Below are 26,696 nucleotides of genomic sequence, written 5' to 3'. Positions count from 1 at the left end.
AGCAGGCACTATGAACGCACGTCATCAGCACATTATCCAACTGGTCAGCGAACGCGGCAGCGTCAGCGTCAGTGAACTGGCGCAAACCACCGGCGTTTCCGAGGTGACGGTGCGTCAGGATCTGAATGTTCTGGAAAAGGGCGGCTTTCTGCGCCGCGTGCACGGTTCAGCCGTGGCGCCAGAAAGCGACGATGTCGGCGCACGCATGCAAACGCGTTTTGCCGTCAAAAAACGTCTGGCGGAGTACGCCGCTTCGCTGGTTAACGCGGGTGAAACGGTGTTTATTGAAGGCGGCAGCACCAACGCGTTGCTGGCACGCGAATTGAGCGAACGCGGTGATATCACGATTATCACCGTCAGCCATTACATCGCGGGATTGCTGCGGGAACAGGGCGGTGATGTGATCATTCTTGGCGGGCTGTTCCAGAAGAGCAGTGAGTCGGTAGTCGGGCCGCTGACGCGATTGTGCATCCAGCACCTCAACTTCCATAAAGCCTTTATCGGTATCGACGGCTGGGATGCCATCACCGGTTTTACCGGTCGTGATATGCTGCGCTGCGACGTGGTCAACGCCATCATGGAAAAGCAGACGCACACTGTGGCGCTCACCGATTCATCAAAGTTTGGTCAGATACATCCCTTCGCTCTGGCACCGACCGTGCCCTTTAAGCAGGTGATTACAGATAGCCAACTGTCGCCGGTGTATCAGGAAATATTGCGCCAGCAGCCAATGGAGTTAACGCTGATTTAGGGGCACTTTTCATCAGCGTCGACAATCATCATTGTCATAATGAAGGATCACATGTTCCCTAACATCACCTCTAAAAGACTGCACTATCGCCAGTTAGTTACCGATGACTGGCGATTCTTTCTCTCGCTGCAACAGGATGAGCGTGTGATGCGCTATGTGGCCGATCCGCAGCCTGAAGAAGAGATTCGACGTGACAGGTTCGAGATAAGATTGCCCCACTGGCAGAAAGGCAGCACCCATTGGCTGTGTCTGGTGATGATGGAACAGGGGCAATCAGCGCCGTTAGGCGTCACCGGATTTATCGATCGCGGTGACGGCGTAGCGGAAGTCGGTTTTTTGCTGGCAGCAGAAGCTCAGGGCAAGGGATTTGGTACGGAATCACTTCACGATATTGCGCGTTATGCGCTGAATGAACTGGGCTTTCGCAAGCTAATTGCCACTGTGACCGCAGGAAATGAAGCCTCATGCAGGACACTATTAAAAGTGGGATTCCAGCAGGAGGGCACCTTGCGGAAAAGCTATCATCTCGCGGGTGAGTGGCGCGACGATTGGGTATTTGGATTATTCGCGGACGAATGGAGGCCACTCTAACCTGCGATTAACGCCTGTGCCGTTAATTCATCGGTAATTAATCCCGTCACCAACCCGCTGGCCAATACCGCGCGGATCGCGTCGACTTTGCTTAATCCCCCCACCAGCGCCACAATCTCGGCGCGGTGGGCAAGCTCTAAATCCACCGAGAGCGTACGCGCTGTCAGGCTGTTGTGAATCATCTGCCCGCTGGCGTCAAAGAAATGACCGAGCAGCTCACCGACAGCGCCAGAAGCCGAGATATCATTGATCTCGGCTTCATCAATCATACCGGCTTCAACCAATTGCGCGGCCGGTTCCACAGTACCGATCCCCACCAGTTTCACCTCACTCTGCGCCGCCATGGCAAACACTTCGCTGACGCCACGCTGTTTAAGCAGCACGTCGCGGTCTTCCTGAGTATTGGCGAAGAACGGCACCGGCATCATGTAAGCTTGCGCACCGGTTTTTTCCGCTATGCGATGCATAACATCGTGGGGATTGAGCGCGTAGTTGCGCGTCAAACAGCCCAGCAGCGAAACGAAGCGCATATGCGGGGCGTCAATGCGCGAGAGTTGGTGAATAGCGGCGGAAAGGGTGCGGCCGTGTCCCAGCCCCAGGGTGATCGCAGGCTGCGACGTGAGGAGATTGCGCAGATAATCCGCGCCCGCCATACCCAGCGTTCGCACTGGCAATCCCTCTTCACCAAGGTCAGGCGCAACGTGGCAAAAACGCAGTCCGTGCTTTTCGCGCAACTGATCTTCCAGCGCCACGCACGCCATGATATCGCCATCAATCGACACCTTCACCGCACCCTCCGCGACCATCTTGGCAATCATGCGATGGGTTTTGACAGACGGTAATCCCAGACGTTTGGCGACTTCAGCCTGGGTCAGGCCGCCCACGTAGTGCAGCCAGGCGGCACGCAGGGCTAAAGAGTCATCGCGTTCAGCGGGAGTAGGAGCCGGTTTCATGTTTCATTTCCTGATCAATAGGCTTAGGAAGCCAGATGCAAATCCTGCACGCCCGTATCAATGTGCGATGCCCAAAACGCAACGCTTTCCGCGATATCCGCCACCACCTGGCGGTCAGTGGGTTCACGCTCTTTAAAACTCAGTTCGAGGCAAATTTCGTTATCCTGCGCGCCACCGCGCGCCAGCGCGTCCAGCAGCGGCTGGGGCTGAATACGGCCGCCCGCATTGTACTGCAATGTGAAGGGTCTGTGGCCGCCTTTGTCCATCATGCTTTGTTTTATATGAATAATCGGCGAATAGCGCGGCACCGCTTCAGCCCACGCGTAAGGGTCGTAATCACGCGGGTCGATTGAAGTGACATCGCCGTGATCGATATCCGCCATCATCCACATCGGCAGGGCAAAGGACTCACTGCTCAAACGCTGCTGCAGTGCGAGGCAAGCCGGAATGGTCTCACCAAACTCGCGTCCGATGCTCATCGGTTCCCAAAACAGGTATTTCAATCCGGCGGATTGCGCATGCTCCGCCACCTCGGCCCAGCAGTCTATCGCGATATCGATCAAGGCATCCCGCCTCGCCGCATCGTTGAAATCCTGCTGGGTGAAAATGGCGAACTGCGATCCAACCGCCTCGCCCCCCAGTTCTGCGGTGATATCGGCGAAGGTTTTGAACCAGTCAACGTAGTAGCGTCGCACGTCAACGTCCGGATGACCAAAATGATTGAGGCGGCCATAGGGACCAGTCATACCCGATGTCACGCGCACCCCGGTTTCCCGCAACGCCTTCTGCATCTGGCGCGACATGCGGTTGATGGTGGCGGCTGGCCAGCCAGGATTGATAAATTCATGGGTTAACTGCAGATCGCGGATACGGATCTGTTGTGCCACGGTGTGAATCAGATCCTGCGGATCGGCAAAACGATTCACCAGTGGGTTGGTATTGAGCGAAAGCGTTAAGGGCATGATTACGCCTCCTTACGCAGCGGCACGGCCGCAGCATAGGTCGCGTCAAACCATTGGCTAAAGGCCTGCTGCTGAACTTCGGTCAGATGCAACTTGTGCTTAGTGCGACGCCACAGCACATCCTCCACCTGCTGCGCCCACTCATTTTCTACCAGGTAGCGCACTTCGGCTTCATACAACTGTGCGCCGAAATGGCGGCCCAGATCGTTTATCTCACGGGCGTGACCCAGCACTTTCTCAATGCGCGTGCCATACAGGCGCGCATAGTGTTTGCGTAGCGGCGCTGGTAACCATGGCCAGCGCGTTTTCACTTGCTCAAGGAAGCTCTCGAAATCGCCATTTGCCATATCACCGCCCGGCAAAGTGGCCTCGCGTGTCCAGTCTTTACCCATATCAGGGAAGAAGGGCGCAAGCTTCTGGATAGCGTGTTCTGCCAGCTTGCGGAAAGTGGTGATTTTGCCGCCAAACACATGCAGCAGCGGGGCGTTTTGCTGATCGTCGAGATCGAACACGTAGTCACGCGTGACGGCAGAAGGGTTGCCTTTGCCATCGTCAAACAGCGGACGCACACCCGAGAATCGGGTAATCACATCGCTGGCGCGCAGTTTTACTTTGAAGTAGCGATTGACCACATCGATAAGGTACTGCTGCTCGCTGTCATCGGCGGTCACCGCTTCCGCTTTGCCCTGCCACGGAATATCGGTGGTGCCGATCAGGGCTTTATCGCCTTCATAAGGGTTGATGAAAATGACGCGTTTATCGGTGTTTTGCACCAGATACGCCTGCTGGCCTTCCCAGAATTTCGGCACGATGATGTGTGAACCTTTAACCAGCCGCACGCTGCGGTTGCTTTTGGTCTGGGTGACCTGATTTACGATATCCAGTACCCACGGGCCGGCCGCATTCACCAGCACTTTGGCATAAACCGTGCGCTGTGCACCGCTGGTCTCATCCTGAATCGTGACTTCCCACTTGCCGCTGATACGTTTGGCCGACACACAGCGGGTACGCGGCAGAATCGTGGCGCCGCGTTCCGCAGCATCCACGGCATTCAGTGCGACCAGGCGTGCATCATCGACCCAGCAATCGGAGTACTCGAAGCCCTTGCTGTAGCTATCGAGGATTGGGGCGCCTTCGGGATCGCGCATCAGATCAAGCGATCGCGTGCCGGGCAGCTTTTTGCGCCCGCCTAAATTGTCATAGAGGAACAGCCCTAAACGCACCAGCCACGCCGGACGATCGGTCGGGCTATGCGGCAACACAAAGCGCATCGGCCAGATAATATGCGGTGCGGCATTCAGCAACACTTCTCGCTCGATCAGCGCCTCGCGTACCAGTCGGAATTCATAATATTCGAGATAGCGCAGCCCGCCGTGCACCAGTTTGCCCGAGCGCGAGGAGGTACCCTGTGCCAGGTCATCTTTTTCACACATCATCACGGACAAGCCGCGCCCGGCCGCATCACGTGCGATGCCCGCGCCATTAATGCCACCGCCAATGACAAACAGATCCAGCGTATTTTCACTCATGGTGTACTCCTTAAAACTTATTCAGTGCATGCCAGGCGGCAGGGAGATCGCTGCGGATCTGCTGATAATGGGGAAACAGTTGGTTATAGCGCTGCGACAGTTCAGCGGAAGGCGGTTCAGGCGCATCCAGCAACGGGCGCACCCAGGTTTCCACGCATTGCGCCATGGAGGGATAGGCGCCAATCGCCACCGCTGCCATCATCGCGGCGCCCGCTGCACCGGCTTCATCACGCTGGCTGATACGCACTGGTGCGCCAATGCAGGCAGAGAGGATCTGCCGCAACGGCTGAGAACGCACCGCGCCGCCGGTAAGACGAATTTCACCCGGCAAAGTACTGCCCATCGCCTGATAACAATCACGCGCGGCCATGCCGATGCCTTCAATCACGCCGCGCACCAGGTCGGCAAAATTGTGCTGATAGTTAAGTCCGGTGAAGCTGGCGCGCGCGTCGGCGTTGACGAACGGCCCGCGTTCACCGGCAATTGAGATGTAGGGATGGAACAGCAGGGTGCCGGGTTCGGCTTTGTTGAGCCACTGGTCGATATGCGCCACCAGCCGCGCATGATCGATTTCACAGCCGAATCCGCTCAGCAATTCACTCGCCACGTTCAGCAGCCAGTCGAGATTAAGCGTTGAGGCCATATTGGTTTGCACCTGCGTCACATAGCCCGGCCAGGGCAGAGGAATCACATAGCCAGTTTGCGCTGGATTCAACCACACCTCATCAATGGTCACACTGCGCAGATGCACCCCGGTAGAGCCGACAATTGAGCAGGCGGTATGGGCTTCGCCGGTGTGCACGCCTGCGCCCAGCGCGGTCATTGCCATATCCACGTAACCCAGCGAAATCGGTGTACCCGCGCGCAGGCCGGTGAGCGCAGCGGCCTCTGCTGTTAACGAATGAGTGATTTGCGTGCCATCGATAATTTCCGGCAGCAGATGACGTCGATGTTCCAGTCCCAGCGCTGCGATGACGGTATCGTCATAACGCTGGGTGCGGAAATTACCAAAAGTGAAGCTGGCCTCAGAAGGATCGGTGGCACGTACGCCAGTGAGATTCAGGTAAAGCCAATCTTTGCAATGCAGCGCCACTTCACTCTTTTCCAGCAGCTGCGGAAAGTGCTGGTCCATATGCGCCATCTGTGAACCCTGCTGGCAGGTGTTCAGCCCGGTACCGGTCGCCTTGAATCGCTCGGCCGCAAGCGCGTGTTGGTTTAAAGCATCCACGGTGTGAGCTGCACGCGCATCCAGCCAAATCCAGGCATCCTCTACCGGCTGATTATTGGCGCCCACCAGCCAGGTGCCATCCCCTTGTGCGGTGACGGCCACGGCCACCACGCGGGAAGAGAGATTTTCCACACGCTCGCCCAGTTTCCGTATCGCGTCCACGGCATCTTGCCAGGTCTGCGACATGGATTGCTGCGCGGCACCACCTTCGCTGCGGTAATAGCGGTTACGCACGGAGGCGCACGCCAGCTGTGTGCCTTCCAGATCAAACGCCACCGCTTTCACCACGGAGGTGCCGGAATCCAGACCCAGAATGATATCGCTGTTACCCACGTACACCTCCGAAGGGAAGAAAAGTTGACCCATCACGTCGTGTTAATTCCTTGTGATGAATTTGCTAAATAATGTCTTACACCACTTCTCATGGAGATAACATATCCAATGTATTATTTTTCGATAAAACGAATAAATTTCACTTCAGTTAGCGAGTTTGATCACGAAAATGGCGGTAGTACACGACAATATGAAATGAGATATCACATGAATAAGGCTTGTATTGCGGGCTTTTATTAGCGATGAAGGCGTTAGGGTGTGAATTTAGCGATCCAGATCGCGCTCCTGAAAAATTCGTGAACCCCCTGTTGACAATTTAGTCACATCAGCACAATCCTCATCACAAGAGTTATCACATTTATAACATTTAATGCGGCGATTATCGCAGCAGATAACAGTGAGAGGTCACGTTATGTCCGATGTCTCAATGCTGGCACAGCAGCTCTCCCGCAAGCGCATCCGCCGCTACAGCATCATCGGTGTTGTGGTGGTTGCGGTGATTGCCGCCATGGCCATTGACACAAAAGTGGTGAAAATCGGTTCCGAGCAAGATGTGCAAGAGCAAGGTTTCTCGCCGGATAGCTACGGGGAGAAAACCTTCCCCGGTATTCAGCAGGATGTGGAAGCGCGTGCGGTGGATGCCAAAACCCTCGCCGATGCGCTGAAAGCCAATCAACAGGAAGCGGTACAGAAATACGGTGTGGGTTCGCCGCTCCCGGTGATCCCCGTCAAGCTGGAAGGCGTGGTGCAGCCCGGTCAAATGGGCATTTTCCCACTGAAAGTGGCCGGTTTACCGGAAGGAAATGTGATTCGCCTGCAAACGGGCCCGGCCATTACCGGCACCGATTTACGTGATGCCAGCGGAAAAATCCAGTTCGGCGATTTTACCAACCAGATTGAGTATCAAAACGCCGGTTCGGCGATCAATCGCGCCATGAAAGCCAAAGTACTGGATAAGTTGGATCGTGATGCGCTGCCCGGGAAAACCGTGCAGGTGGTCGGGGTGTTCCGTTTGCTCGCGCCGAATAACTGGATGGTGACGCCAGTCAGTCTGGAGGTGAAATGAAACCATTCAACGTTAACCCGGCGCTACTAAAAGGCGAAGTGATCCTTGAAGCGCGCAACATCAGCAAAATCTATGGATCGACCCATGCACTTAAAGGCGTGAATTTTGAGATCCGTCGCGGTGAAGTCACCACGTTGTTTGGTGAAAACGGCGCAGGTAAATCCACGCTAATGAAAATTTTGTCGGGCGTCATTACGCCAACATCCGGGGAAATTCTCTACAACGGCGAAGAGAAAGTGTTTCGCTCTGCCACTGAAGCACGCGATTGCGGCATCTCGATTATCCATCAGGAGCTGAATCTCGCTCCCAACATGAACGTGCGCGACAACATCTTTATGGGGCGCGAAATCATGAAGCCGGGTGGGGTGGACTACGCGGAAGAAGCCCGCATAACCGCCCATCTGATGGCGGCGCTGGAGGAGGAAATTGATCCGCTGACGCCGGTGGAAAACCTGCGTCTGGGCCAACAACAGATTGTCGAAATCGCCCGTGCATTGTCGGTGAATTCACAGATTCTGATCATGGATGAACCGACATCGGCGCTCAGTGCTGCGGAAGTCGCGGTGCTGTTCCAGGTGATCCGCGATCTCACCAGTCAGGGTGTAGCCATTGTATACATCTCACATCATCTCGAAGAGGCACTGGAGATCACCGATCGCGCCGTGGTGCTGCGTGATGGCGTGATGACCGCGTACGCGAAACGCGATGAGATCGATCTCGAGTGGATCGTGCGCAATATGGTGGGCGATCACTTTGACCTGGGTTCGCCGCCGCAAGGGTATGAGTTTGGTGACCAGGCGTTGACCGTGCAAGACCTAACGGTGAAAAGCAAAACCGGGATTCGGCTGGTGGATAACCTCTCACTGTCAGTGAAAGCCGGTGAAATTGTCTGCATCTATGGCCTGATGGGCGCGGGGCGCACCGAACTGCTGGAGTGTATCGCCGGGCGTATTCATCAAAGCCAGGGCCGCGTTCTGCTGCAGGATACCGATGTCAGCGGCTTAACCATTCAACAACGTATTCAAATCGGCCTTGCGTTGGTGCCCGAAGATCGGCAACGCGACGGTTTGGTGCAAACCATGTCAGTGGGCGAAAACCTGTCGCTCGCCAGTATCAACGAATTTGTGCGCGGTTTGGTGCTGTCACCGCGACGTGAAAAGCAGCTGGTGACGGACAGTATTCGCAACGTCACGGTGAAAACCGCTGGCGGCGAGGCGGCCATCGGATCGCTCTCCGGTGGCAATCAACAAAAAGTGGTGATCGGCAAAATGCTGGCCACCCGTCCCAAAGTGATTCTGCTGGATGAACCCAGCCGCGGCATTGATATCGGTGCCAAAGCGGAAGTGTTTCGTCTGCTGGCGGAAAACGCCAAAAAGGGGCTGGCGGTGGTGTATACCACCTCGGAAGTGGGCGAATGCCTGAGTATTGCGCATCGCATTGTGGTGATGAGCAAAGGGCGCATTAACGCCATTTTCGATTCCAGCGTGAGTAAAGAACGCATTATGGCCGCTTCAGGCGAGTCTCTGGTGGCATGACATGAAAAACGGAGCAAACGGTATGACAGACAGAACACACACGCTGGATTCGCCACCCGTCGCGAGTAAAAAGAAAACCGATAAAAGTCTCAATCTGGCGCGATTGCTGCTGGAAGGGCGCGCGTTTATTGCGTTGCTGGTGATTATTATCACCTTTTCCTTGCTCTCACCTAACTACTTCACCGGCGCCAACTTCCTGACCATGGCTTCGCATGTGGCGATTTTTGGCTTACCTGCCATTGGCATGTTGCTGGTGATCCTCAATGGCGGTATCGACTTATCCGTCGGTTCAACGCTGGGTCTGGCTGGCGTGATGGCCGGCTTTATGATGCAGGGGATTAACCTCGACGCGCTAGGTGTCGTGCTGTATCTGCCCGTATGGGCGGTGGCGATATTGACGCTGGTGATTGGCGCGCTGGTGGGATTGGCCAATGGCGTGTTGATCGCCTGGTTCCGCGTTCCGGCGTTTGTTGCCACGCTCGGCACCATGTATGTGGCACGCGGTATTGCCCTGCTGATCACTAACGGACTGACCTACAACAAACTCTCTGGCACTGAAGCGCTGGGTAACACCGGCTTTGACTGGTTGGGCTTTAATCGCATCTTCAACATCCCGGTCGGTGTGCTGGTGCTGGGTGTGGTAGCACTGGCCTGTGGTTTCCTGCTGAGTCGTTCGGCGTTTGGCCGCTGGCTCTATGCCTCGGGTGGTAATGAACGCGCCGCCGATCTCTCCGGCGTGCCGGTGAAACGCATCAAAATCAGCGTTTATGTGTTGTCGGGTATCTGTGCCGCGATGGCGGGGCTGGTGCTCTCTTCACAGCTCACTTCAGCCGGTCCAACGGCGGGCACCACTTATGAACTGACCGCGATTGCCGCGGTGGTGATTGGCGGTGCGGCCTTAACCGGTGGTCGCGGTAACGTGCGCGGCACGCTGCTGGGCGCTTTTGTAATCGGTTTTCTCTCTGATGGCTTAGTGATTATCGGCGTCTCTGCCTACTGGCAGACGGTGTTCACTGGCGCCGTGATTGTGCTGGCGGTATTGCTCAACACCCTGCAATACGGCAAACGCAGTCGCTAACTCACGCGCGCTGTCTGGCAGCGCGCGGTTATCCGTAAAACCTGTACCCTAAATAATAACGGAGCACCTATGTTCACAAAACGTTTGTTTATTGCTGCCGCAGCGATGGCGATCACCACCTTCGCTGCACCGACCTGGGCGGATAACGGGTTGATGACCATCATCGTCAACGATCCATCCAACCCTTACTGGCTGACAGAAGGTCAGGTCGCGCAAAAAGCCGCTGAAAAACTTGGCTACAGCGCAAAAGTCAGCGCGCACAAAGGTGATACCAACACCGAAAGCCAGCTGATTGATACGGCGATCACCAACAAATCAAAGGCGATTATTCTTGATCCGGCTAACGCCGATGGTTCTGTCGGTTCAGTGAAAAAAGCCATCGCGGCGAATATCCCGGTGTTTATCATTAACGCTGAGCTGAATCAGAGCGGATTGGCCAAAGCGCAGTTGGTTTCTAACAATGCGCAGGGCGCGGCGGTGGGCGCGATGGAGTGGGTGAAACAGGTAGGCGATACCGCCAACTATGTTGAATTAGTGGGCCCGCCATCCGATAACAACGCGGCAACGCGTGCCAATGGTTTTGATACCGTGTTGTCACAGTACCCGACGCTGAAGAAAGTGGGTCAGGAAGTCGCCAACTGGGACCGTACCCAGGGCTTCAACAAGATGCAGTCACTGCTGCAGGCTAATCCAAACATCAAAGGCGTGATCAGCGGCAACGATGAAATGGCGCTGGGGGCGATTGCCGCACTGAAAGAAGCCGGCAAGCTGAACCAAATCAAAGTCGGTGGTTTTGATGGCTCGCCGGATGCCGTTGATGCCGTAAAAGCCGGTACGCTGGCGTATACCGTGATGCAGCCCGTGGCGCAATTCGCGCAGAAAGCGGTAGAGCAGGCTGACAGCTTCCTGAAAACCGGTAAAACCGGCGCAGCATCGGAAAAACAGTTGTTTGACTGCATTTTGATCACCAAAGAGAACGCGGGCAATTTCGTATCACCGTTTGTGTTAAAGCAGTAATGCATGACGTGCGGCTTTCGGGCCGCATACTGCTCAGCGGACGCACTCCGGTGCGTCGCTGTAACCCTTCTCGTGAGTCCAAACACCACACCATTTGCAAAAGGCGCGTTTCCGCGTTGTAATCACCTGGAACCCGCATTTCTGCATCACTTTCTGGACGAAATATGGCGCACAACCCGCAGGACTCTTCTCTCAACGTCTTCATGGCCGAACCCTTACCCAGCGACAGTCGTCAGGCGCGGCAGTTGGCGCGACGCCAGTTGATCGCGGAAGCCGTGATGGCAGAAGGCGCTATTCGCATTGAAGATATTACCGACCGTTTCGGCATCAGTCTGATGACCGCGCACCGTGATATTGATGAGATGGTCGAACGCGGATTGCTGCATAAATCGCGTGGGGTGGTCTCCGCCACACCAACCAGCCTGGTCGAGTCCAGCGATATCTACCGCGCGACGCGTCAACTGGAAGAGAAGCAAGCCATCGCTGAGGTGGCGGCCACTTACCTGGAGCCAGGACAGGCGATCTTCCTCGATGATTCCACCACGGTATTGCAGATGGCGCGCTTGTTACACGCGCGCGCCCCGTTAACGGTGATCACCAACTCACTGACGCTGATGAATGAGTTGCGCAACGGGCGCGATATCACGCTGATGGGATTAGGCGGTCAGTTTTATCATTGGTGCAATGCGTTTATGGGCCGCATGACGCGAGAAGAAATTGCCAGTCTGCGCGCCGATGTGTTCTTCGTCAGTATGTCAGCGATCATTGATGACACGGTCTTTCATCAGTCAGCGGAAACCGTCGAAACCAAACGAGCGATGTTTGATGCTGCACAGAAACGTATTTTGATGATGGATAACACCAAATTTGAACGCCGGGCGCTGCATCGTTTTGCCCATCTCAGCGAGTTCGATGTGGTGATTGTCAACCAGGGTACGCCGGTGCCGATTCTGCGTCGTCTGCAGGATCTGGGAGTGAATGTCGTGGTTGCACCGATGAAGACCCACGCTGGATCGCGCGAAGAATCCTGATTCACCTGTAAACTTATTCTTTCAGATAACCTGAGGCACTCACTGTCGGCCGCGGCAGTGGTGCATCGGCCTGTTCAAATGCGTTTGACAATGCAATCTACCTACTAGTAGATTGATTACTCTACCGCCGTGAACGAAGACGGTGCAATTAATTGCCACGCGCTAATCATTCAGCTCGGGTAACTGCCTTGTCTTAATTTATGCCATGTTGAGCGAATCTATGAACAAGCCTTCTCTGACGACCGGCCAGACACTCACCCGTCTGGCCGCTATTGCAGTGGTACCATTGATAGTCATCGCGTTATTTCTCTGGGTTGGCGGCTGGTTAACACCGGATAAGTTGACCTCCGATAAGCTCATTACCGTGCTACAAAAATCAGGCGGGGAGCATCCCGGCTACCGACGCAATCATGCCAAAGGCGTCTGCATCAACGGCAGCTTTGTCGCTAACGGCAATGCCAGCGTGCTGTCGCGTGCCGGGCTGTTTGCACCGGGCGAAACCCCGGTGATCGGGCGCTTTGCTATTGCCGGTGGCAATCCAAACGCCCCGGATTATGCCGTGCCGGTGCGCAGCATGGCGTTAGCGTTTTACCAAAAAGATGGTCAGCAGTGGCGCACCGGGATGAATGCCATGCCGATGTTTCCGGTGAAGAGCGTGGAAGGGTTTTACGATCTGCAAATCGCCACGCTGCCGGATGCCAAAACAGGCAAGCCCGATCCCGCCAAGATTCAGGCCTTTGTAGAAAAACATCCCGAAATCAAACCGTTCTTCGGCTGGGCGCAGCAGTATGTTCCTTCCTCTAGCTGGGCCAGCGATCGCTACAATAGCCTTAACGCCTTCAACTTTATTGATTCGGCCGGCAAGAGCCATGTGGTGCGCTGGAGTATGGTGCCGCACAGCGAGTATCAGCCCATCAATGCCGCCGATAAGAATGACAGCGACTTCCTGCAGAACGATCTGCAACAGCGTCTTGCCAAAGGGCCGCTGCAGTGGGACCTGATCATCACTGTCGCAGACGCGCAGGATAAAAGCAGCGATGCTTCGATTGCCTGGCCAGCGGACCGGCAGACCATCAATGCAGGAACCCTGACTATCAACCAAACCACGCTGCAGCAGCAGGGCGCCTGTAACGATATCAATTACGATCCGCTGATTCTGCCCGAGGGCATCACCGCCTCGGATGATCCGATCCTCAATGCACGTTCATCGGCTTATGCCAAATCCTACAACGCCCGTACCCGTGAACAGGCAGGAGCACACTGATGAAACACACAGAGACTTTCCATCCGGCGTTGCGCGCGATTCACTGGCTGATGGCTGCCGCTATTATGACCATGCTGTTTATCGGCGTGGCCATGGTCGCCACCGTCTCGTCACTGCACAGCTTGCTCGTGGCGATCCATAAGCCGTTGGGCTTAATGATATTGCTGCTGGTGGTGGTGCGATTGTGGCTACGTTTTACCACCGCCAAACCGGCCTTGCCGGAGACGTTATCAAACGGGCAAAAAGCGCTGGCACACCTTTCGCATTGGGCGTTGTACGCAATGATGCTTGCGCAACCTCTTATCGGCTGGGCGATGCTGTCGGCGGCAGGCTATCCGATCAGTCTGGGAGGCAGTCTGGTGCTGCCCCCCATCACGCCAATCAGTAATGATCTGTATGCCTGGTTGCGTCCGCTGCATAGTTGGGTGGCTTTAGCCTTGTTCGTTACGGTGATGCTGCATCTTGCCGCCGCGTTGTTCCATGCGCTGATTCTGCGTGATGGCGTCTTCAGAAGTATGACCGGTCGCCGTAAGCGTCCTGAAGCGCCTTGACATCACCGCTGCAGGTCAGTAGGTTCAGTGCCAATTTACTGATTTGCAGCCATTTCATCTTTGCTGCCGGAGCCCTGCATGACCGTTGAACGTTCGCCTAAAGCCACTGAAATCATTAACCACACCCGAGCGCTGCTCACAGCTGGTGGTTATAAAAGTTTCAGCTATGCCGATTTGGCAGAACGCGTACAAATCCGTAAAGCCAGCATTCATCATCATTTTCCGGGCAAAGCCGATCTGGTGCTGGCGGTGGTCAATGATTATCGTGAGGAGGCGCGAGCCGGCATGGCCGCGACCAGTGAGCATTTCAGTGATGATCCGCTGGCTGAGCTGAACGGATATGTGAACTTCTGGGCAACCTGCATTAAGGAAAACAGCTCACCGTTCTGTATTTGCGTGATGCTGGCAGTGGAGCTGCCGACCTTACCGGAAGAGGTGGCGGCTCAAGTCACCGGACATTTCGCCGATCTGTCCGCGTGGCTGGCCGGTGTGCTGCAGAAGGGGGAAAAGCGCGGGGTGTTTATTCTGCGTGAAGGGGCGGAAATGGAGGCCAAATCGCTGATGGCGACGGTGCATGGTGCGATGATTGCCGCGCGCGCGTTTAATAACCCCGAACTGTTCTTACCCATGATTAAACCGGTGCTTAACAGTCTGGTTATTTCCGTTTAATGGCTTTGCGGCCATTTATCTTCGCGACTCTTTCATCAACAACAGAATCACTTTATCCACCAGATAAGGTGCCTGCTTATTTAATTCAGGATCGTTGCGTAATTGCGCAGCAATGTTCAACGCAAATTCGCGAACCTTCTGTTTATCCGCTTGCGTTGATTCACAATCTGAAGGACGGCTGTCAGGATATTGGTTAGGAAAATGAATCACACTCACAATGCCCCCTGAAATCGTTGCTAAGGTCAGCCGAATAAATATTAATCTACTAGTTGGTAGGCTGGCAGTCAAGGGAGGAATTTGCAGTAAAGCACAGCAGGTTTAAACCTCCGTGAGAGGCCGGGTAGGGGCGTTTCGCGCGCTTTCTCACCGCTTCGCCAGTACCGCCTGAAAATAGGAATTTTTACCTTTCGTCGTTTCACAAATCCTCTTAAATTAGCGCCGACGAGCAGTGCAAGTCGCCAACGATTTGGTGTCTTAACAACAATCAAATTAAAAACAATTGCATTCCATTTTTTAATGGTAATGAGGATTTCGATGCTTTTAAAACGCAGCTGCAGTATCGCCATTGTCGCTTTAGTCTGTTTATCAGTTACCGCCTGTGGTATGTCCCATCGTGGTCGTAATACGGCAATTGGTGCGGGTGTTGGTGCTGTGGGTGGCGCGGTATTAACCGGCGGCAGTACCTTTGGTACGCTGGGTGGTGCAGCCATCGGTGGCTTGATTGGTCATGAAGTGAGTCGTTGATTCATCCTGCTGATCTATTTCGTCGCGCACTCAATGCGCGACGAAATAATAACTTTTATACCTTCGTTTTATTCCCCGATTAAATTTTCTTTAACTGGCCAAATACCTGTTTGCCGTTATGGAAGGTTGCTATCACGGGTGCAACATGCGCCACCGCTTCAGCAGAACAACTCGCCGCCACTAACATCATCGTTGCGCTATCCTGCGCCTTCGGCCACTGTTGTTCACCCTGGTCATTCAGCGGCAGCACTTCATGGGTGGCGATACCCAAGGCGCGACTCAATGAGAACTCATCCGGGCCACGATACAACTGCGCATAGACGTTGGCTTTTTCCAGCATGCTGCCGCTGCCAAAAGGTTGCCAGTGGTCGGCAATGGTATCGGTGCCGGACCATACCGGTACGCCCGCCGCACGCAGTTGCGGCAATGGCATGATCACGCGCCCAATCGGCACGGTGGTGGCGATGCTGAACTGCTGCGCTTTGAGTTCCTCGATCATCGCATCCAGTTCATTCCCCGATAACGTGCCCAGCGCAAACGCATGGCTGATGGTGACTTTGCCTTTTAGCTGCGGATTCTCACGCACCGTTTTCAGCATATAGCGTATCGCGGCGACGCCGTGCGGCTCGGTTTCGTGCAGGTGGATATCCACCGGCGCAGCAAAATCGAGTGCGATGCTGAACATCGTATCCAGCGATTTCTCCATCGCACCATCAACGTTGGTCGGATCCAGGCCGCCGACAAAATTGGCGCCCATTTTCATCGCTTCACGCATCATGCCTTCGCCCCTGGACCGCAACAGTCCATGCTGCGGGAAGGCGACAATCTTCACGGTAAAGTCCTGACGGTGGTTAGCAATCGCCTGTTGCAAGTGCGCCAACCCGTCCAGTTTGCTAATCGGGTCGATATTGCAGTGGCTGCGCGCTTCGGTGCTGCCTTTCGATTGCAGCAGGCCAATCAGCTTCTCGGCACGCATTTCGGAGGTCGGCACGATCTCAGGAAGAATCTGCTCTTCCTGATGAATCATATCAATCACGCTTTTACGCGGCAGCGGGGCGCGCCAGCCATCACCATAGAAGGTTTTATCGAGATGGATGTGCATATCGCGCGTTGCAGGCAGCAAAATATGACCCGCCGCGTCCCAGGTGGGAAGAGTGCTGCTGAAACCCGCTGAGTGTATACCCGCAATATTCTCGCCGTTGACTTCAATATCGTACAACCCGGTGCGTGTCGCGGTGATCACGTCGTGATGACGTACAAAGGCTTCTTCCAGCCGCACATTGCGCAGCAGATAGTGGCTAACGTCAATCTGCATCAGGTTTTCAGGGGGACAGGCAGCGGCCGCAGCGGAACGGCTACTTAATCCGGCACCGAGCAGCGTACCTGCCGCCGTGAGTTTGATGCCAGCGGAAAGAAAGTCCCGGCGGTTGCCGGAAGTCATGAGGCTCATCGATTATGTTCTCCTTGTAGGGGAGATTCACCCTAGAGGAGCGATAAGCGCTGTGCTGTGATTTTTTCCACTGATAACTATGGAGAAAAGTAATGACGCATCGGACAGCATCGCTATCCGATGTTCTGTAGAAGGGTTAATGATTTTGCGGTTTGGGCATCGGCGGTGTGCCATGAGTATGGAACGTCTCAATGGTTTTCAGGCCCCACGCCTGGCCTTTCTTGCGTTCGCTTTCCGTCCAGACCACCGTCTGCCAGTCTGGCGCGAGTATCAGTCGGGCCCCGGAATTGGCCAGCTCGACGCGATTCCCCGCCGGTTCCCAGACATACAGGAAAAACGTGCCCTGGATGGCATGCTTGTGTGGGCCGGTTTCAATATGCACGCCATTTTCCAGGAAGATGTCGGCCGCGCGCAGTATGTCTTCTCGCGTATCGGTGGCGTAGGTCACATGGTGCAAACGTCCGTTGCCGCCACCGTGCTCTTCAGTACAGGCCAAATCATAGGTTTTATTATTGACGGTGAACCAGCAGCCACCAATCCGCCCATTATCCAGCTGAATCATCTCTGTGACGCGGGAGCCTAAGCAGGTTTCCATAAAGCGCTTGAATTCACTGACATCTGCAGCCAACAGATTGAGGTGATCCAGACGACGCGGACAGGCGCCACGCGCATGGTAACGCTGAGACAGGTTTTTCAGCGACGGGCGTTGGTCATCGGGTGCCTGATAACGGACCGTGTCGTAATAGATCTCAAAAATGTGGCCAAAAGGATCGGTAAAGCGAAATGCCTGTCCGTGACCCTGATCGTCGTTGACCCAACCAAGCACTTCATAGGGGCTGGCTTCAATCGCCGCAACACGCCGTTCCAGCGCAGCCTGTGAAGCGGCGCGATAGGCAATGTGCCCCACGCCAGTCGTGTGATGACGCGTAAGCTTCAGGCTGTGAAACTCATAATCATCCCAGGCGCGCAGCCAGGCGTGATCGTTGTCTTGCGCGGTGACCGTCAAGCCATAAACATTGACAAAGAAGTTGAGGCTCTCTTCAAACTTGTCGGTGTAAAGCTCCACGTGAGCCAGATGCGCAATATCGAAGCAGGGTTCAGAAAGTTGAGATGTCATGATGCCATTCCTATTTATTGAGGGTTTGTGACAGCGCCGGAAGGTCATCCAGTGCTGCGCCCTTTATTTTCAGAGACAGAGAAACATTGCGATGAAGCACAATGCTGATCGCAGCCAGTAACGCGGGTAGCGCGAGAATAAAGAAAATCGCCGACTGCGCCGGGAACGCACCCATCAGCAAGCCGCCAATCGAAGAACTGAGAATCGCACCGGTACGGCCTATGCCGTGCATCCAGCTCACGCCGGTGGCGCGCATTTCGGTAGGATAATAAGCAGGGGAATACACCTGTAGACCATTCTGTGCGCCATTAATACACATGCCGATAATGAAAATGAATACGCCCAGCGCCACCCCGGAAAACGTGAAGATGCCTTGTGCTAACAAGCAGAGCCAACCCAGCAGATAGACCACGCCAATCACTACTCTGGCGTTGCATTTATCCATCAATGCACCGACCAGAATACCGCCCAGCGGACCACCAAGCTGGAATAACCCCGCCAGAATCGCCGCTTGTTCGAGGGAAATACCGCCCGAGCGCATAATGGTCGGCAGCCAGCCGTTAAGCAGAGCAGCAATCTGCGCGCGAGGTGCCCGGCGCACCACCAAATTTAACGCGGATTCGGGCAGCAGATAACCTAATAAGGGCAACATAAGCAGCGGCAGTGCACCGCCGAAAATCAACACCGCATTCCAGTGATAGTGCGCCAGCAACGCGGCCGCGATAAAGCCCCCCAGACCGGATCCGATATTAAAGCCGCTGAACATCAGGGTAATCATCACGCCCTTACGACGCTCAGGCATATATTCTGCCAGCAGCGTGACGCAGTTGGGCATGACCGCGCCCAGCCCGAGCCCGGCAATGAATCGCATCATCGCCATTTGCAGCGGCGTGGTGGCGAAAGCGCAAATCAGACTGAAAGCGGAGAAGATCAGTACTGCCAGCAGGATGATTTTTTTACGGCCAAATCGATCGGATAAGGGACCCGCGATCAATGCGCCAATCGCCACGCCAAACATCGCCGCGCCAAGGATCGGCCCCATCGCGGCGCGAGAGATATGCCACTGCTCAATCAGCGCAGGCGCAATAAATCCCATCACGGCAGCATCGTAACCGTCGAACATAATGATGATCAGGCAGAGGAATAACACGCTCCACTGAAAGGCGGAAATGGGTCGCGAATCAATCCAGGCTTTGATGTCGACCAGCTTATTTGTATTCATACGTTCGCTCTCTCTTCGGGCACGCAAAGTCTATTGAATGACAAGTCATGATTAACTCATCCAGCTCCACGGTAAGCACCGTGTGGCAGGCTGTCTGTCAAAAAAGGCTTTTAGCGGTATGAGTTACGTTTATATTGTGAGCGAGTTGTCATAATCCACGGTGTCAGTACGGGTTTGTGGTGCCCGGTAGAAAAGCCCTATACGTAAACGGCGTGCAATCTTTGTATGAATTTCGTTTAGGTCGCTGTTGGATGAGCTTCGGCGCTGATGCACTCAATCAGCGCCAATGTAGCCGGGGAATGCAGCGCACCCGCGCGCAACGTGATGCCGATATCACGACGCGTATCGGGTAGGGTGAAGGACAGAGGTTGGAGCACACCTGACTTCAATTCGTACTCCAGCTGGTGCCATGACACTGCCGCCACCATATCGGAGTCCATTAATAAGCCGCGCACGATGGCGAGGTCACCGCTCTCAACCACCGGTTTGGGTACCGGAATATCCAGCGTCGCAAAGGCGTGTTCTAGCAGATGGCGGGCCGGACTGTTTTCTCGCGGCAAAATCCACTGTGTGTCGGCGAGATCGGCAGCGCTTAACGTTCGACCGGCTAACGGATGTTGTGGCCTGGCGAGCAGCACAAGTTCTTCGCTGAACAGCCGCCGATTATCGATATCAGTAACGTTGCTGTCATGACGCAAAGCCCCGACAATCAGATCAACGTCACCTGCACGGAGTTCGGTAATCAGCGTGCTAAAGGCACTTTCGTTGGTCACGACTTTGATCGCCGGATGTGCCGTCACCAGGCGGGTGATCGCGCGGGGCAATAACACACTGCGGCACAAAGGTAGTGCGCCAATATGAACGGTGCCCTGCAGAACACCTTGCTGGGCGGCAAGATCTTCCGGGATATGGCGAATTTCATTCAGGGCGCGGCTAATGTGTGGCGCCATTTCACGCGCGGCAGCTGTCGGCTGCATACCTCGCGGCGAGCGCTGGAACAGCACGATGTTGGCCCCTTTCTCCAGCACCTTTAGCGCGGCACTGACGGCGGGCTGGCTGATGCTCAGCGAACTGGCCACGCTTTGCGTATGCTGCAAATGAAACAGCCTTAAAAATATCTGCAGGCGCCTGACGTTGAATAACCAAATCGGTTCGGCGTCATCCCGCATGGACTCGCGCAGTTTAAATCGAGCGAGAAGTGCAGGTATCTGTTTGAGTTCCTGGAGGGCGCGCTGTGCGCGGGGCAGTACACATTTACCATTCTCGGTGAGCAGCATCCCGCTGGCATGACGTTCAAACAAAGGCGTGGTGAGAGTGTGTTCCAGATCACGTATCGATCGCGTCACCGCCGATTGCGTGCGAAATAAATCTTCCGCAGCCTCCGAGACGGTTCCCCGTTCTGCAATCATACAAAGTGACCTTAGCTGCATGATTTTAATGTGATTAGTGTCTTCCTGTTCCTGCATGCCCTCTGCCCCTGAACCTCTGATAATGATCACAACATAAATAAAAATCATAGCTCGCACAATGAAAGGCATTATTCGGTCACGGTGGTGCGTGTCAGGATGAAAAAAACGTAATAGCAGGGGAACATAATGGAAAACGCAGTGAAAAAGAGTGCCTTGGTGGTCAGTGCCCATTCCGCTGACTTTGTCTGGCGCGCAGGCGGGGCCATCGCGTTGCACAGTGCGAGCGGCTATGACGTGCACGTCGTCTGCCTCTCTTACGGGGAGCGCGGTGAGTCGGCAAAACTGTGGCGCAAAGGCAATATGACCGAGCAGACCGTCAAGCAGCATCGTCAGGCCGAGGCCGAACGGGCCGCGGATGTGTTAGGTGCCAGCATTGAGTTCTTCGATCTCGGCGATTATCCCCTTCGCGCGGATAAGGAAACGCTGTTTCGCCTCGCCGATGTGTTTCGCCGCGTACAGCCTCACTTTGTGCTGACGCACTCGATTGCCGATCCTTACAACTACGATCATCCCCTGGCGGCGAATCTCACCCAGGAAGCACGCATCATTGCACAGGCAGAGGGGTATCGCCCGGGAGAACCAATTATCGGTGCACCGCCGGTTTACTGTTTTGAACCGCATCAGCCTGAACAATGCCTGTGGAAACCGGATGTGCTGCTGGATATCACCTCGGTTTGGGAAAAGAAATATCAGGCGATTCAGTGCATGGCCGGTCAGGAACACCTGTGGGAATACTACACGCGCGTGGCGCTCCAGCGCGGCGTACAGGCCAAACGTAATACGGGGATTGCATCCACGCGCGTCATCACCCACGGCGAAGGCTATCAGAGTCTGTTCCCACGGGTGACGGAGGATCTCTCATGATTGCGGTCAATCAGAAAGGCATCGTTGTTAAGCAGATTGAACGGACCGATTCGGCTCTGATTGCACAATTTGCCCGTGCCGGAGTGGCGACTGTCCACGAAGCGCAACAGCGGCAAGGTCTGCTTGATGTGCGGATAAGACCCATTCAGCAAGGTGTCTCGGTAGCCGGTAGCGCGGTCACGGTGCTGGTTTCTCCCGGCGATAACTGGATGTTTCATGTTGCAGTCGAACAGTGTCAGCCGGGCGATGTGCTGTTAGTGTCGCCGACCTCGGATTGCCATGACGGCTTCTTCGGTGATCTGTTGGCCACTTCGCTGAAAGCGCGCGGCGTGGTGGCGCTGGTGGGCGATATCGGTATCCGTGACAGCCAGACCCTGCGTGAGATGGGTTTCCCGGTCTGGTCGCGTGCGGTGTTTGCTCAGGGAACCGTTAAAGCCACGCTGGGGTCGGTGAATGTGCCAATTCTCTGTGCCGGTCAGCTGGTTTATCCCGGCGACATTGTGGTCGCCGATGACGACGGCGTGGTGATTGTGCCGCGAGCGGATGCGAACATCGTTGCCGAGGCAACCCAACAGCGGGTCGCCAATGAGGAGAGTAAACGAGTAAGACTGGCTGCGGGGGAATTCGGGCTGGATATTTATCAGATGCGTGGCGCGTTAGCGGAGAAGGGATTGCGCTACGTGGAGTCTCTGGATGCCCTGCAAAAGAGTTCGCTATGAAACAGACGCTGATACCCTGTGTCTTAATGCGAGGCGGCACCTCCAAAGCCGCCTGTTTCCTGGCCAGCGATCTGCCAGAAGCGGCGCCGCAACGAGATCGCGTGTTGCTGGCCGTCATGGGTTCACCCGATCCCCGTCAAATTGATGGCATCGGTGGGGCTGATCCGCTGACCAGTAAAGTGGCGATAATTTCTCCCTCCACTCGGCCTGATGCGGATATCGATTACCTGTTTGCACAGGTTAACGTGCATCAAGCAGTAGTCGATTATGGACAGAACTGCGGCAATATCCTCGCCGCCGTGGCGCCTTTTGCCATTGAGAAGGGCCTGATAAGGGCACAGGGCGACATCACGCGCGTGCGCATCTTTATGGTCAACACCGGGCAAATCGCAGTGGCGCAATTTGCCACGCCCGATGGCACGGCGGAATATCAGGGCGATACCCAGATAGACGGTGTGCCCGGTTTTGGCGCAGAGCAAATTTTGCAATTCGAGGATATTGCAGGCTCCAGCTGCGGATCGCTGTTACCGACCGGAGAGGCGCTTAATCGGTTTGACGGGATTGAGGTGACCTGCATCGATAACGGTATGCCCGTGGTGATCCTGCGTGCTGAGGATGTGGGATGCACTGGACAGGAAACCCGTGAACAGCTGGAGAGTAACGCTGAGTTAAAAGCGCGTCTGGAGTCCATCCGCTTACAAGCGGGTCTGTTGATGAATCTCGGGGATGTGACGAAACGAACCGTGCCGAAAATGACCCTGATCGCGCCGCCCGCTAATGGCGGTGCGCTATCCACGCGAACATTTATTCCCCATCGCTGTCACGCCTCTATAGGCGTACTGGGCGCGGTGAGTGTGGCTACAGCCTGCCTGATCCCCGGTTCCGTGACGCAGGGCATCGCGCAGATTACCGATGCCAGGCAGCAGCGTCTGGCGGTAGAGCATCCCAGCGGCGAGTTTAGCGTGATGCTGACCCGTGATGAGGCAGGGAAGGTGACGCAAAGCGGCCTGATACGTACGGCACGTTTGTTATTCGACGGGCGGGTCGCCATTCCAGGCTCACACTAAAACACGAATTACCCTGCACGCTGACGTTCTCCTGTGCTGACAACCTTATGGGTTGTCGGCATTCTTCATTCGCTCTGCAAAATCTTCGTTTCCACGCGTGACTGCGTGCTCCTACTCACACTGCCTGGCCAGACTCCTTATTTTCCTTAAATAAATGTCGCCTGATTCATTATTAATGTGACAAGTGTGCGCACGGTGTGTCTTTAATGTTACGAGTCAGTATATTTAATAGCGAGGTTTTTAAAGATTTAATGGCGCAGGAATTAAGTGTTCTGAAAGTGATAATTGTTTTTGGTTTGTTAAATTAAATCATTCCGGCTGTTATTAAAATACAATAACTCAATGCTTGTTAAAATTACGTATTATTGATGTTGAGCTTATGTCTACGGTAATTGTAACCCTGCTAAATAATAAGATAATCGCATCATTACGGGCTGCACGCCGATTCTTTCACTCTTCAGTGCATCATAATTAACGCTCAAAACCACGCTAAAACCTTGAATTAGGTTGATTAAAATCAAAAATTCCTCATAAATTAACGCTCTCATTACATTTAATTCACATGAAAATCATTCATTTATACAGCGAATTTTTTCTTTTTGTTACAAGTTACCCCTTTAATTTGGATGCCTTTGTGTAAACGAAAATATAGAATAATTTACAGAAAAATTCTTATTACGAGCCGTGTCGATACCTACGCCTGCAAGTGTTATCGACAGACATTTCGTTAACAATCGTGATTTATTTTCCCCGTTCTTTCTCCGGAACGAACGCCGAAGTGAATATCCTATTTCCCAGACGTCACCTGTCTGGAAAATAAACTGTGGTTGTTGCTCGTGGTTAAGAGAAAGACGACAGTGCGGCACCGATTTCAACTTGTTATGCACGAGCTTGCTTCATCTCACTTCATAACATGTGAAACGGCGCTGGATTGCCGTTAACTCATTCGGTCACTCAAAAAAAGAAGATAGTCATGCTAAGTAACGATCTTACATCGCTGATCACGCGTATTGACTTCGCGCTAATTTCATCCATTCACATCATTTTTCCCCCGCTAACCATTGGACTGGCTGCACTGTTGTTCATCTCTGAACTGATGTGGGTCAGGAAGCAAGATGAGCAGTGGTATCGCCTGTGTCGCTTCTTTGAAAAGTTGTTTATCGTTAACTTCGGTGCTGGCGTGGCAACCGGTGTCACCATGGAAATGGCCTTCGGTATTCTTTATGGTCGCTTCTCGCAGGCTGCCGGGCCGTTCTTTGGTCAGGTGCTCGGCTATGAGACCATCACCGCCTTTATGTACGAAGCCGGCTTTATCGGACTGATGATTTTTGGCTGGGGCAAGATCAGCAAAGGGATGCACCTGTTTGCGACCTTTAACGTGGCGCTCTCTTCTACGCTTTCTGCGATGTGGATCCTGGTGGCTAACTCCTGGATGCAAACGCCAACCGGTGTTGAACTGCATAACGGTATTTTCATCGTAACTGACTGGCTGGCCGCGCTGTTAAATCCTAATGCGCGCAGTGCTTTCCCGCACATGCTGCTGGCAAGCTTCGAGCTCTCGCTCTGCTTCGTGGTGGCGACCTGCGCCTGGTATGTGCTGAAACAGCGTCATGTTGATCTGTTCCTGAAACCCCTGAAGTATTCACTGATGGCGCTGGCCGTGGTCGCCGCCGTTCAGATCTATATGGGTGACGTGCTGGGTGAAGCCACGCTGGAACATAAACCGGCGGCGCTGGCAGCAATGGAAGGGCACTACGATACTTATGATTCTGCGGGTAACGTCAACAGTGCCTGGCACATCCTCGGTTGGCCAAACAAAGAAGGCACCGGCCTCGCATGGTCAATCGATATTCCGCACGGTTTAAGCCTGATTGAAACCAAAACCTGGAACGGTACGGTAACGGGCCTGAACAGCTTCCCGAAAGATCAGCAACCGCCTGTGGTGTTGCCGTTCTACGCTTTCCGCGCCATGTCAGGTGCTGCGGGTGCCATGCTGCTGGTTAGCCTCTGGGGCGTCTGGCTGATTGCACGTCGTCGCATGACCGCTGAGCTGGCTCCGCGCAATAAGCTGTTCCTGGCGCTGGCCGTTATTATGGTGATCCTGCCTTATATCGCAGTGATTGCGGGCTGGTGGACGCGCGAAATTGGCCGTCAGCCGTGGATCGTGTATGGCCTGATGCGCACCGAAGACGGTATGAGTCCAATGACCCTGGGTCTGGCGATCTTCTGGCTGGTGGGCTTCGCTATCTTTGAAACCGCTGTGGTGGCGGGCACCATCTGGTTCCTCGCTAAAGTGGTGCGTATGGGTCCTGATTTGACCAGCAAAATCCCGGGCGAGGGGCATGAGCATTTGGGTCACCTTGAAATGCCTGCCAGTGGTCATGCTGACCATCCTGAATATATCCGTCCGGTTTGATGGGAGATTAAATCCATGGACATGCTTAATTCGACTCAGCACTTCCTGATCATCGCCTGGTGGTTAGCATTTGGTATCAGCGTTCTTTTATATATCGCGCTGGATGGCGCCGACCTGGGGGCGGGGATCTTCTCGCTCTTCGTTCGCGACCATGATGAACGTGGCGCGATCATGTCGGCAATGGCTGGCACCTGGGATGCCAACGAAACCTGGCTGATCGTCGCCGGTGGTATTATGTTCGGCACCTTCCCGTTTGTGTACGGTTCGGCATTTAGCTACCTGATGGTGCCAATGGCGCTGGTGTTGTGGGGCATTATGTCCCGCGCGGTGGCACTGGAGTTTCGTCATCTGGCCTCGCCATTCTGGCAGAAGTTTTCTGACGGCATCTTCGGTGTCGCCAGTCTCGCGGTGACTTTCTTTGGTGGGATGAGCGTTGGTGCGTTGCTGCAAGGTTTCCAGATGGATTCGCCAGCTCAAGGGGTTCCAACCTATGTGGGCGGCGCATTTAACTTTATTTCAGCGTTCTCCATCTGGACCGGCGTGGCTTCCTGCGTGGCAATGACGCTGGCAGGCGTGCTGTTCGTACGTGCTCGCTTCGAGAAAAATGAACCGATTCGTCAGGATGCAGCACGTTGGACGGCGGTGATCTTCTGGTTAGCTATCGCTGCCGTGGTGATTACCTGGGTGTGGAGTGCGGTGATCTTCGACTGGGCACGTGCGAAATGGTTTGGTCCGCATTTCTGGATCTGGGGCCTGTTTGGCTTGATCGCTCTGGTCTGTATTGATCAGGTGCGTCGTGACACCCTGAAGGACAAAGATTTTGCAGCGGTGATGTGGTTCAATGGCGCGGCATTTATTCTGGGCTTCGGTATGTTACTGACCATGTTCCCGTGGATCGTGCCAGGCACCTGGACCATCTGGGCGGGCGCAAGCCCTCAGGTTTCGCTGATTACCTTCACCATGACCATGGGCGGTTTTGTTCCGGTAATGCTGATGTACAACTGGTATCAGATCTGGGTATTCCGCGGCCGTATCTCCAAGCTGGTTGGTCACGGGGGACACTAAGACAT

Annotated in this window: 25 protein-coding genes; 16 read left to right on the top strand and 9 right to left on the bottom strand. The window is 54.6% G+C overall.

All coding sequences use genetic code 11. The features are described 5' to 3' along the window. The first annotated feature begins 10 nt into the window (after positions 1 to 10). Together JK231_RS02650 and JK231_RS02645 are read left to right on the top strand one after the other, a co-directional pair. A complete protein-coding gene (locus JK231_RS02650) occupies positions 11 to 751 on the top strand; it encodes a DNA-binding transcriptional regulator YciT (RefSeq protein ID WP_034823463.1) in 741 nt (246 codons plus the stop codon). A gap of 51 nt (positions 752 to 802) precedes the next feature. Then, positions 803 to 1,342, top strand: a complete 540-nt coding sequence (locus JK231_RS02645) for a GNAT family protein (protein WP_211727931.1) — start codon at positions 803 to 805, stop codon at positions 1,340 to 1,342. Here the strand turns inward: JK231_RS02645 and JK231_RS02640 are convergent. The 4 genes from JK231_RS02640 to JK231_RS02625 are packed head-to-tail and all read right to left on the bottom strand — an operon-like array spanning position 1,339 to position 6,380. Further along, the gene (locus JK231_RS02640; RefSeq protein ID WP_097117121.1) at positions 1,339 to 2,295 is read right to left on the bottom strand and encodes a sugar-binding transcriptional regulator; all 957 of its coding nucleotides are present in this window, start codon (positions 2,293 to 2,295) and stop codon (positions 1,339 to 1,341) included. The genes JK231_RS02645 and JK231_RS02640 overlap by 4 nt on opposite strands. 23 nt (positions 2,296 to 2,318) lie before the next feature. Next, complete coding sequence (locus tag JK231_RS02635) at positions 2,319 to 3,257, bottom strand: TIM barrel protein (RefSeq protein ID WP_097117122.1); 939 nt, start codon at positions 3,255 to 3,257, stop codon at positions 2,319 to 2,321. Between the two features lie 2 nt (positions 3,258 to 3,259). Continuing rightward, complete coding sequence (locus JK231_RS02630; RefSeq protein WP_211727930.1) at positions 3,260 to 4,786, bottom strand: glycerol-3-phosphate dehydrogenase; 1,527 nt, start codon at positions 4,784 to 4,786, stop codon at positions 3,260 to 3,262. A 10-nt stretch (positions 4,787 to 4,796) separates the two neighbouring features. After that, positions 4,797 to 6,380: an FGGY-family carbohydrate kinase gene (locus tag JK231_RS02625; protein ID WP_249221608.1), complete on the bottom strand. Its 1,584-nt coding sequence runs from the start codon at positions 6,378 to 6,380 to the stop codon at positions 4,797 to 4,799. A 379-nt stretch (positions 6,381 to 6,759) separates the two neighbouring features. On the opposite strand from JK231_RS02625, the gene JK231_RS02620 reads away from it, so the two are divergent. The 8 genes from JK231_RS02620 to JK231_RS02585 all read left to right on the top strand — a co-directional run bounded on the left by JK231_RS02620 (position 6,760) and on the right by JK231_RS02585 (position 14,558). Beyond that, on the top strand, positions 6,760 to 7,413 hold the full coding sequence (locus tag JK231_RS02620; RefSeq protein ID WP_160832933.1) for a DUF2291 domain-containing protein: 654 nt from the start codon (positions 6,760 to 6,762) through the stop codon (positions 7,411 to 7,413). Next, positions 7,410 to 8,948 (top strand): sugar ABC transporter ATP-binding protein, encoded by a 1,539-nt coding sequence (locus JK231_RS02615; RefSeq protein ID WP_097117125.1) that lies wholly within the window; start codon positions 7,410 to 7,412, stop codon positions 8,946 to 8,948. Before JK231_RS02620 ends, JK231_RS02615 begins: the two co-directional genes overlap by 4 nt. A 22-nt stretch (positions 8,949 to 8,970) precedes the next feature. Continuing rightward, on the top strand, positions 8,971 to 10,026 hold the full coding sequence (locus JK231_RS02610) for an ABC transporter permease (protein ID WP_211727929.1): 1,056 nt from the start codon (positions 8,971 to 8,973) through the stop codon (positions 10,024 to 10,026). 69 nt (positions 10,027 to 10,095) lie between these two features. Further along, positions 10,096 to 11,043 carry a D-ribose ABC transporter substrate-binding protein gene (locus JK231_RS02605; RefSeq protein WP_034823484.1) on the top strand — a complete coding sequence of 316 codons (948 nt, stop codon included), beginning with the start codon at positions 10,096 to 10,098 and terminating at the stop codon, positions 11,041 to 11,043. A 164-nt stretch (positions 11,044 to 11,207) separates the two neighbouring features. Continuing rightward, positions 11,208 to 12,074: a DeoR/GlpR family DNA-binding transcription regulator gene (locus JK231_RS02600; protein WP_211727928.1), complete on the top strand. Its 867-nt coding sequence runs from the start codon at positions 11,208 to 11,210 to the stop codon at positions 12,072 to 12,074. A 220-nt stretch (positions 12,075 to 12,294) separates the two neighbouring features. After that, on the top strand, positions 12,295 to 13,338 hold the full coding sequence (locus tag JK231_RS02595) for a catalase family peroxidase (RefSeq protein WP_211727927.1): 1,044 nt from the start codon (positions 12,295 to 12,297) through the stop codon (positions 13,336 to 13,338). Beyond that, positions 13,338 to 13,889 (top strand): cytochrome b/b6 domain-containing protein, encoded by a 552-nt coding sequence (locus JK231_RS02590; protein ID WP_211727926.1) that lies wholly within the window; start codon positions 13,338 to 13,340, stop codon positions 13,887 to 13,889. Before JK231_RS02595 ends, JK231_RS02590 begins: the two co-directional genes overlap by 1 nt. Positions 13,890 to 13,967: 78 nt before the next feature. Beyond that, positions 13,968 to 14,558, top strand: coding sequence for a TetR/AcrR family transcriptional regulator (locus tag JK231_RS02585; RefSeq protein ID WP_097117131.1), 591 nt, complete (start codon positions 13,968 to 13,970; stop codon positions 14,556 to 14,558). 15 nt (positions 14,559 to 14,573) lie between these two features. Here the strand turns inward: JK231_RS02585 and JK231_RS02580 are convergent, their stop codons facing one another. Beyond that, positions 14,574 to 14,774, bottom strand: a complete 201-nt coding sequence (locus tag JK231_RS02580; protein WP_211727925.1) for a hypothetical protein — start codon at positions 14,772 to 14,774, stop codon at positions 14,574 to 14,576. 318 nt (positions 14,775 to 15,092) lie between these two features. Here JK231_RS02580 and JK231_RS02575 point away from each other — a divergent pair, with 318 nt between their 5' ends. Beyond that, a complete protein-coding gene (locus JK231_RS02575; RefSeq protein ID WP_034823502.1) occupies positions 15,093 to 15,302 on the top strand; it encodes a glycine zipper 2TM domain-containing protein in 210 nt (69 codons plus the stop codon). A 79-nt stretch (positions 15,303 to 15,381) separates the two neighbouring features. Here JK231_RS02575 and JK231_RS02570 read toward each other — a convergent pair whose 3' ends face one another. The 4 genes from JK231_RS02570 to JK231_RS02555 all read right to left on the bottom strand — a co-directional run bounded on the left by JK231_RS02570 (position 15,382) and on the right by JK231_RS02555 (position 20,557). Then, a complete protein-coding gene (locus tag JK231_RS02570; protein WP_211727924.1) occupies positions 15,382 to 16,752 on the bottom strand; it encodes an amidohydrolase in 1,371 nt (456 codons plus the stop codon). Positions 16,753 to 16,888: 136 nt separating this feature from the next. Then, a complete protein-coding gene (locus JK231_RS02565) occupies positions 16,889 to 17,869 on the bottom strand; it encodes a VOC family protein (protein ID WP_182057821.1) in 981 nt (326 codons plus the stop codon). Positions 17,870 to 17,879: 10 nt separating this feature from the next. Next, entirely contained in the window at positions 17,880 to 19,091 is a 1,212-nt protein-coding gene (locus JK231_RS02560) for an aromatic acid/H+ symport family MFS transporter (protein WP_211727923.1), read from the bottom strand. 236 nt (positions 19,092 to 19,327) lie between these two features. Further along, the gene (locus tag JK231_RS02555; protein ID WP_211727922.1) at positions 19,328 to 20,557 is read right to left on the bottom strand and encodes a LysR family transcriptional regulator; all 1,230 of its coding nucleotides are present in this window, start codon (positions 20,555 to 20,557) and stop codon (positions 19,328 to 19,330) included. 129 nt (positions 20,558 to 20,686) lie between these two features. Between JK231_RS02555 and JK231_RS02550 the strand changes: the two genes are divergently transcribed. From JK231_RS02550 to JK231_RS02530, 5 genes are all read left to right on the top strand, one after another. Further along, entirely contained in the window at positions 20,687 to 21,424 is a 738-nt protein-coding gene (locus JK231_RS02550; protein WP_211727921.1) for a PIG-L deacetylase family protein, read from the top strand. Next, positions 21,421 to 22,143 (top strand): 4-carboxy-4-hydroxy-2-oxoadipate aldolase/oxaloacetate decarboxylase, encoded by a 723-nt coding sequence (locus JK231_RS02545; RefSeq protein ID WP_211727920.1) that lies wholly within the window; start codon positions 21,421 to 21,423, stop codon positions 22,141 to 22,143. Before JK231_RS02550 ends, JK231_RS02545 begins: the two co-directional genes overlap by 4 nt. After that, on the top strand, positions 22,140 to 23,210 hold the full coding sequence (locus JK231_RS02540; RefSeq protein ID WP_211727919.1) for a 4-oxalomesaconate tautomerase: 1,071 nt from the start codon (positions 22,140 to 22,142) through the stop codon (positions 23,208 to 23,210). The genes JK231_RS02545 and JK231_RS02540 overlap by 4 nt, the downstream gene beginning before the upstream one ends. Before the next feature lie 973 nt (positions 23,211 to 24,183). Beyond that, complete coding sequence (locus tag JK231_RS02535) at positions 24,184 to 25,626, top strand: cytochrome ubiquinol oxidase subunit I (RefSeq protein ID WP_211727918.1); 1,443 nt, start codon at positions 24,184 to 24,186, stop codon at positions 25,624 to 25,626. Positions 25,627 to 25,641: 15 nt separating this feature from the next. Next, positions 25,642 to 26,691, top strand: a complete 1,050-nt coding sequence (locus JK231_RS02530; protein WP_034823522.1) for a cytochrome d ubiquinol oxidase subunit II — start codon at positions 25,642 to 25,644, stop codon at positions 26,689 to 26,691. Positions 26,692 to 26,696: the final 5 nt, after the last annotated feature.

The sequence above is a fragment of the Pantoea sp. JGM49 genome (assembly GCF_018257655.1).
GTDB classification, from domain to species: Bacteria; Pseudomonadota; Gammaproteobacteria; order Enterobacterales; family Enterobacteriaceae; genus Pantoea; species Pantoea communis.
The sequence above is the reverse complement of the archived record's forward strand: the minus strand, read 5'-3'. Positions and strand labels throughout refer to the sequence as shown.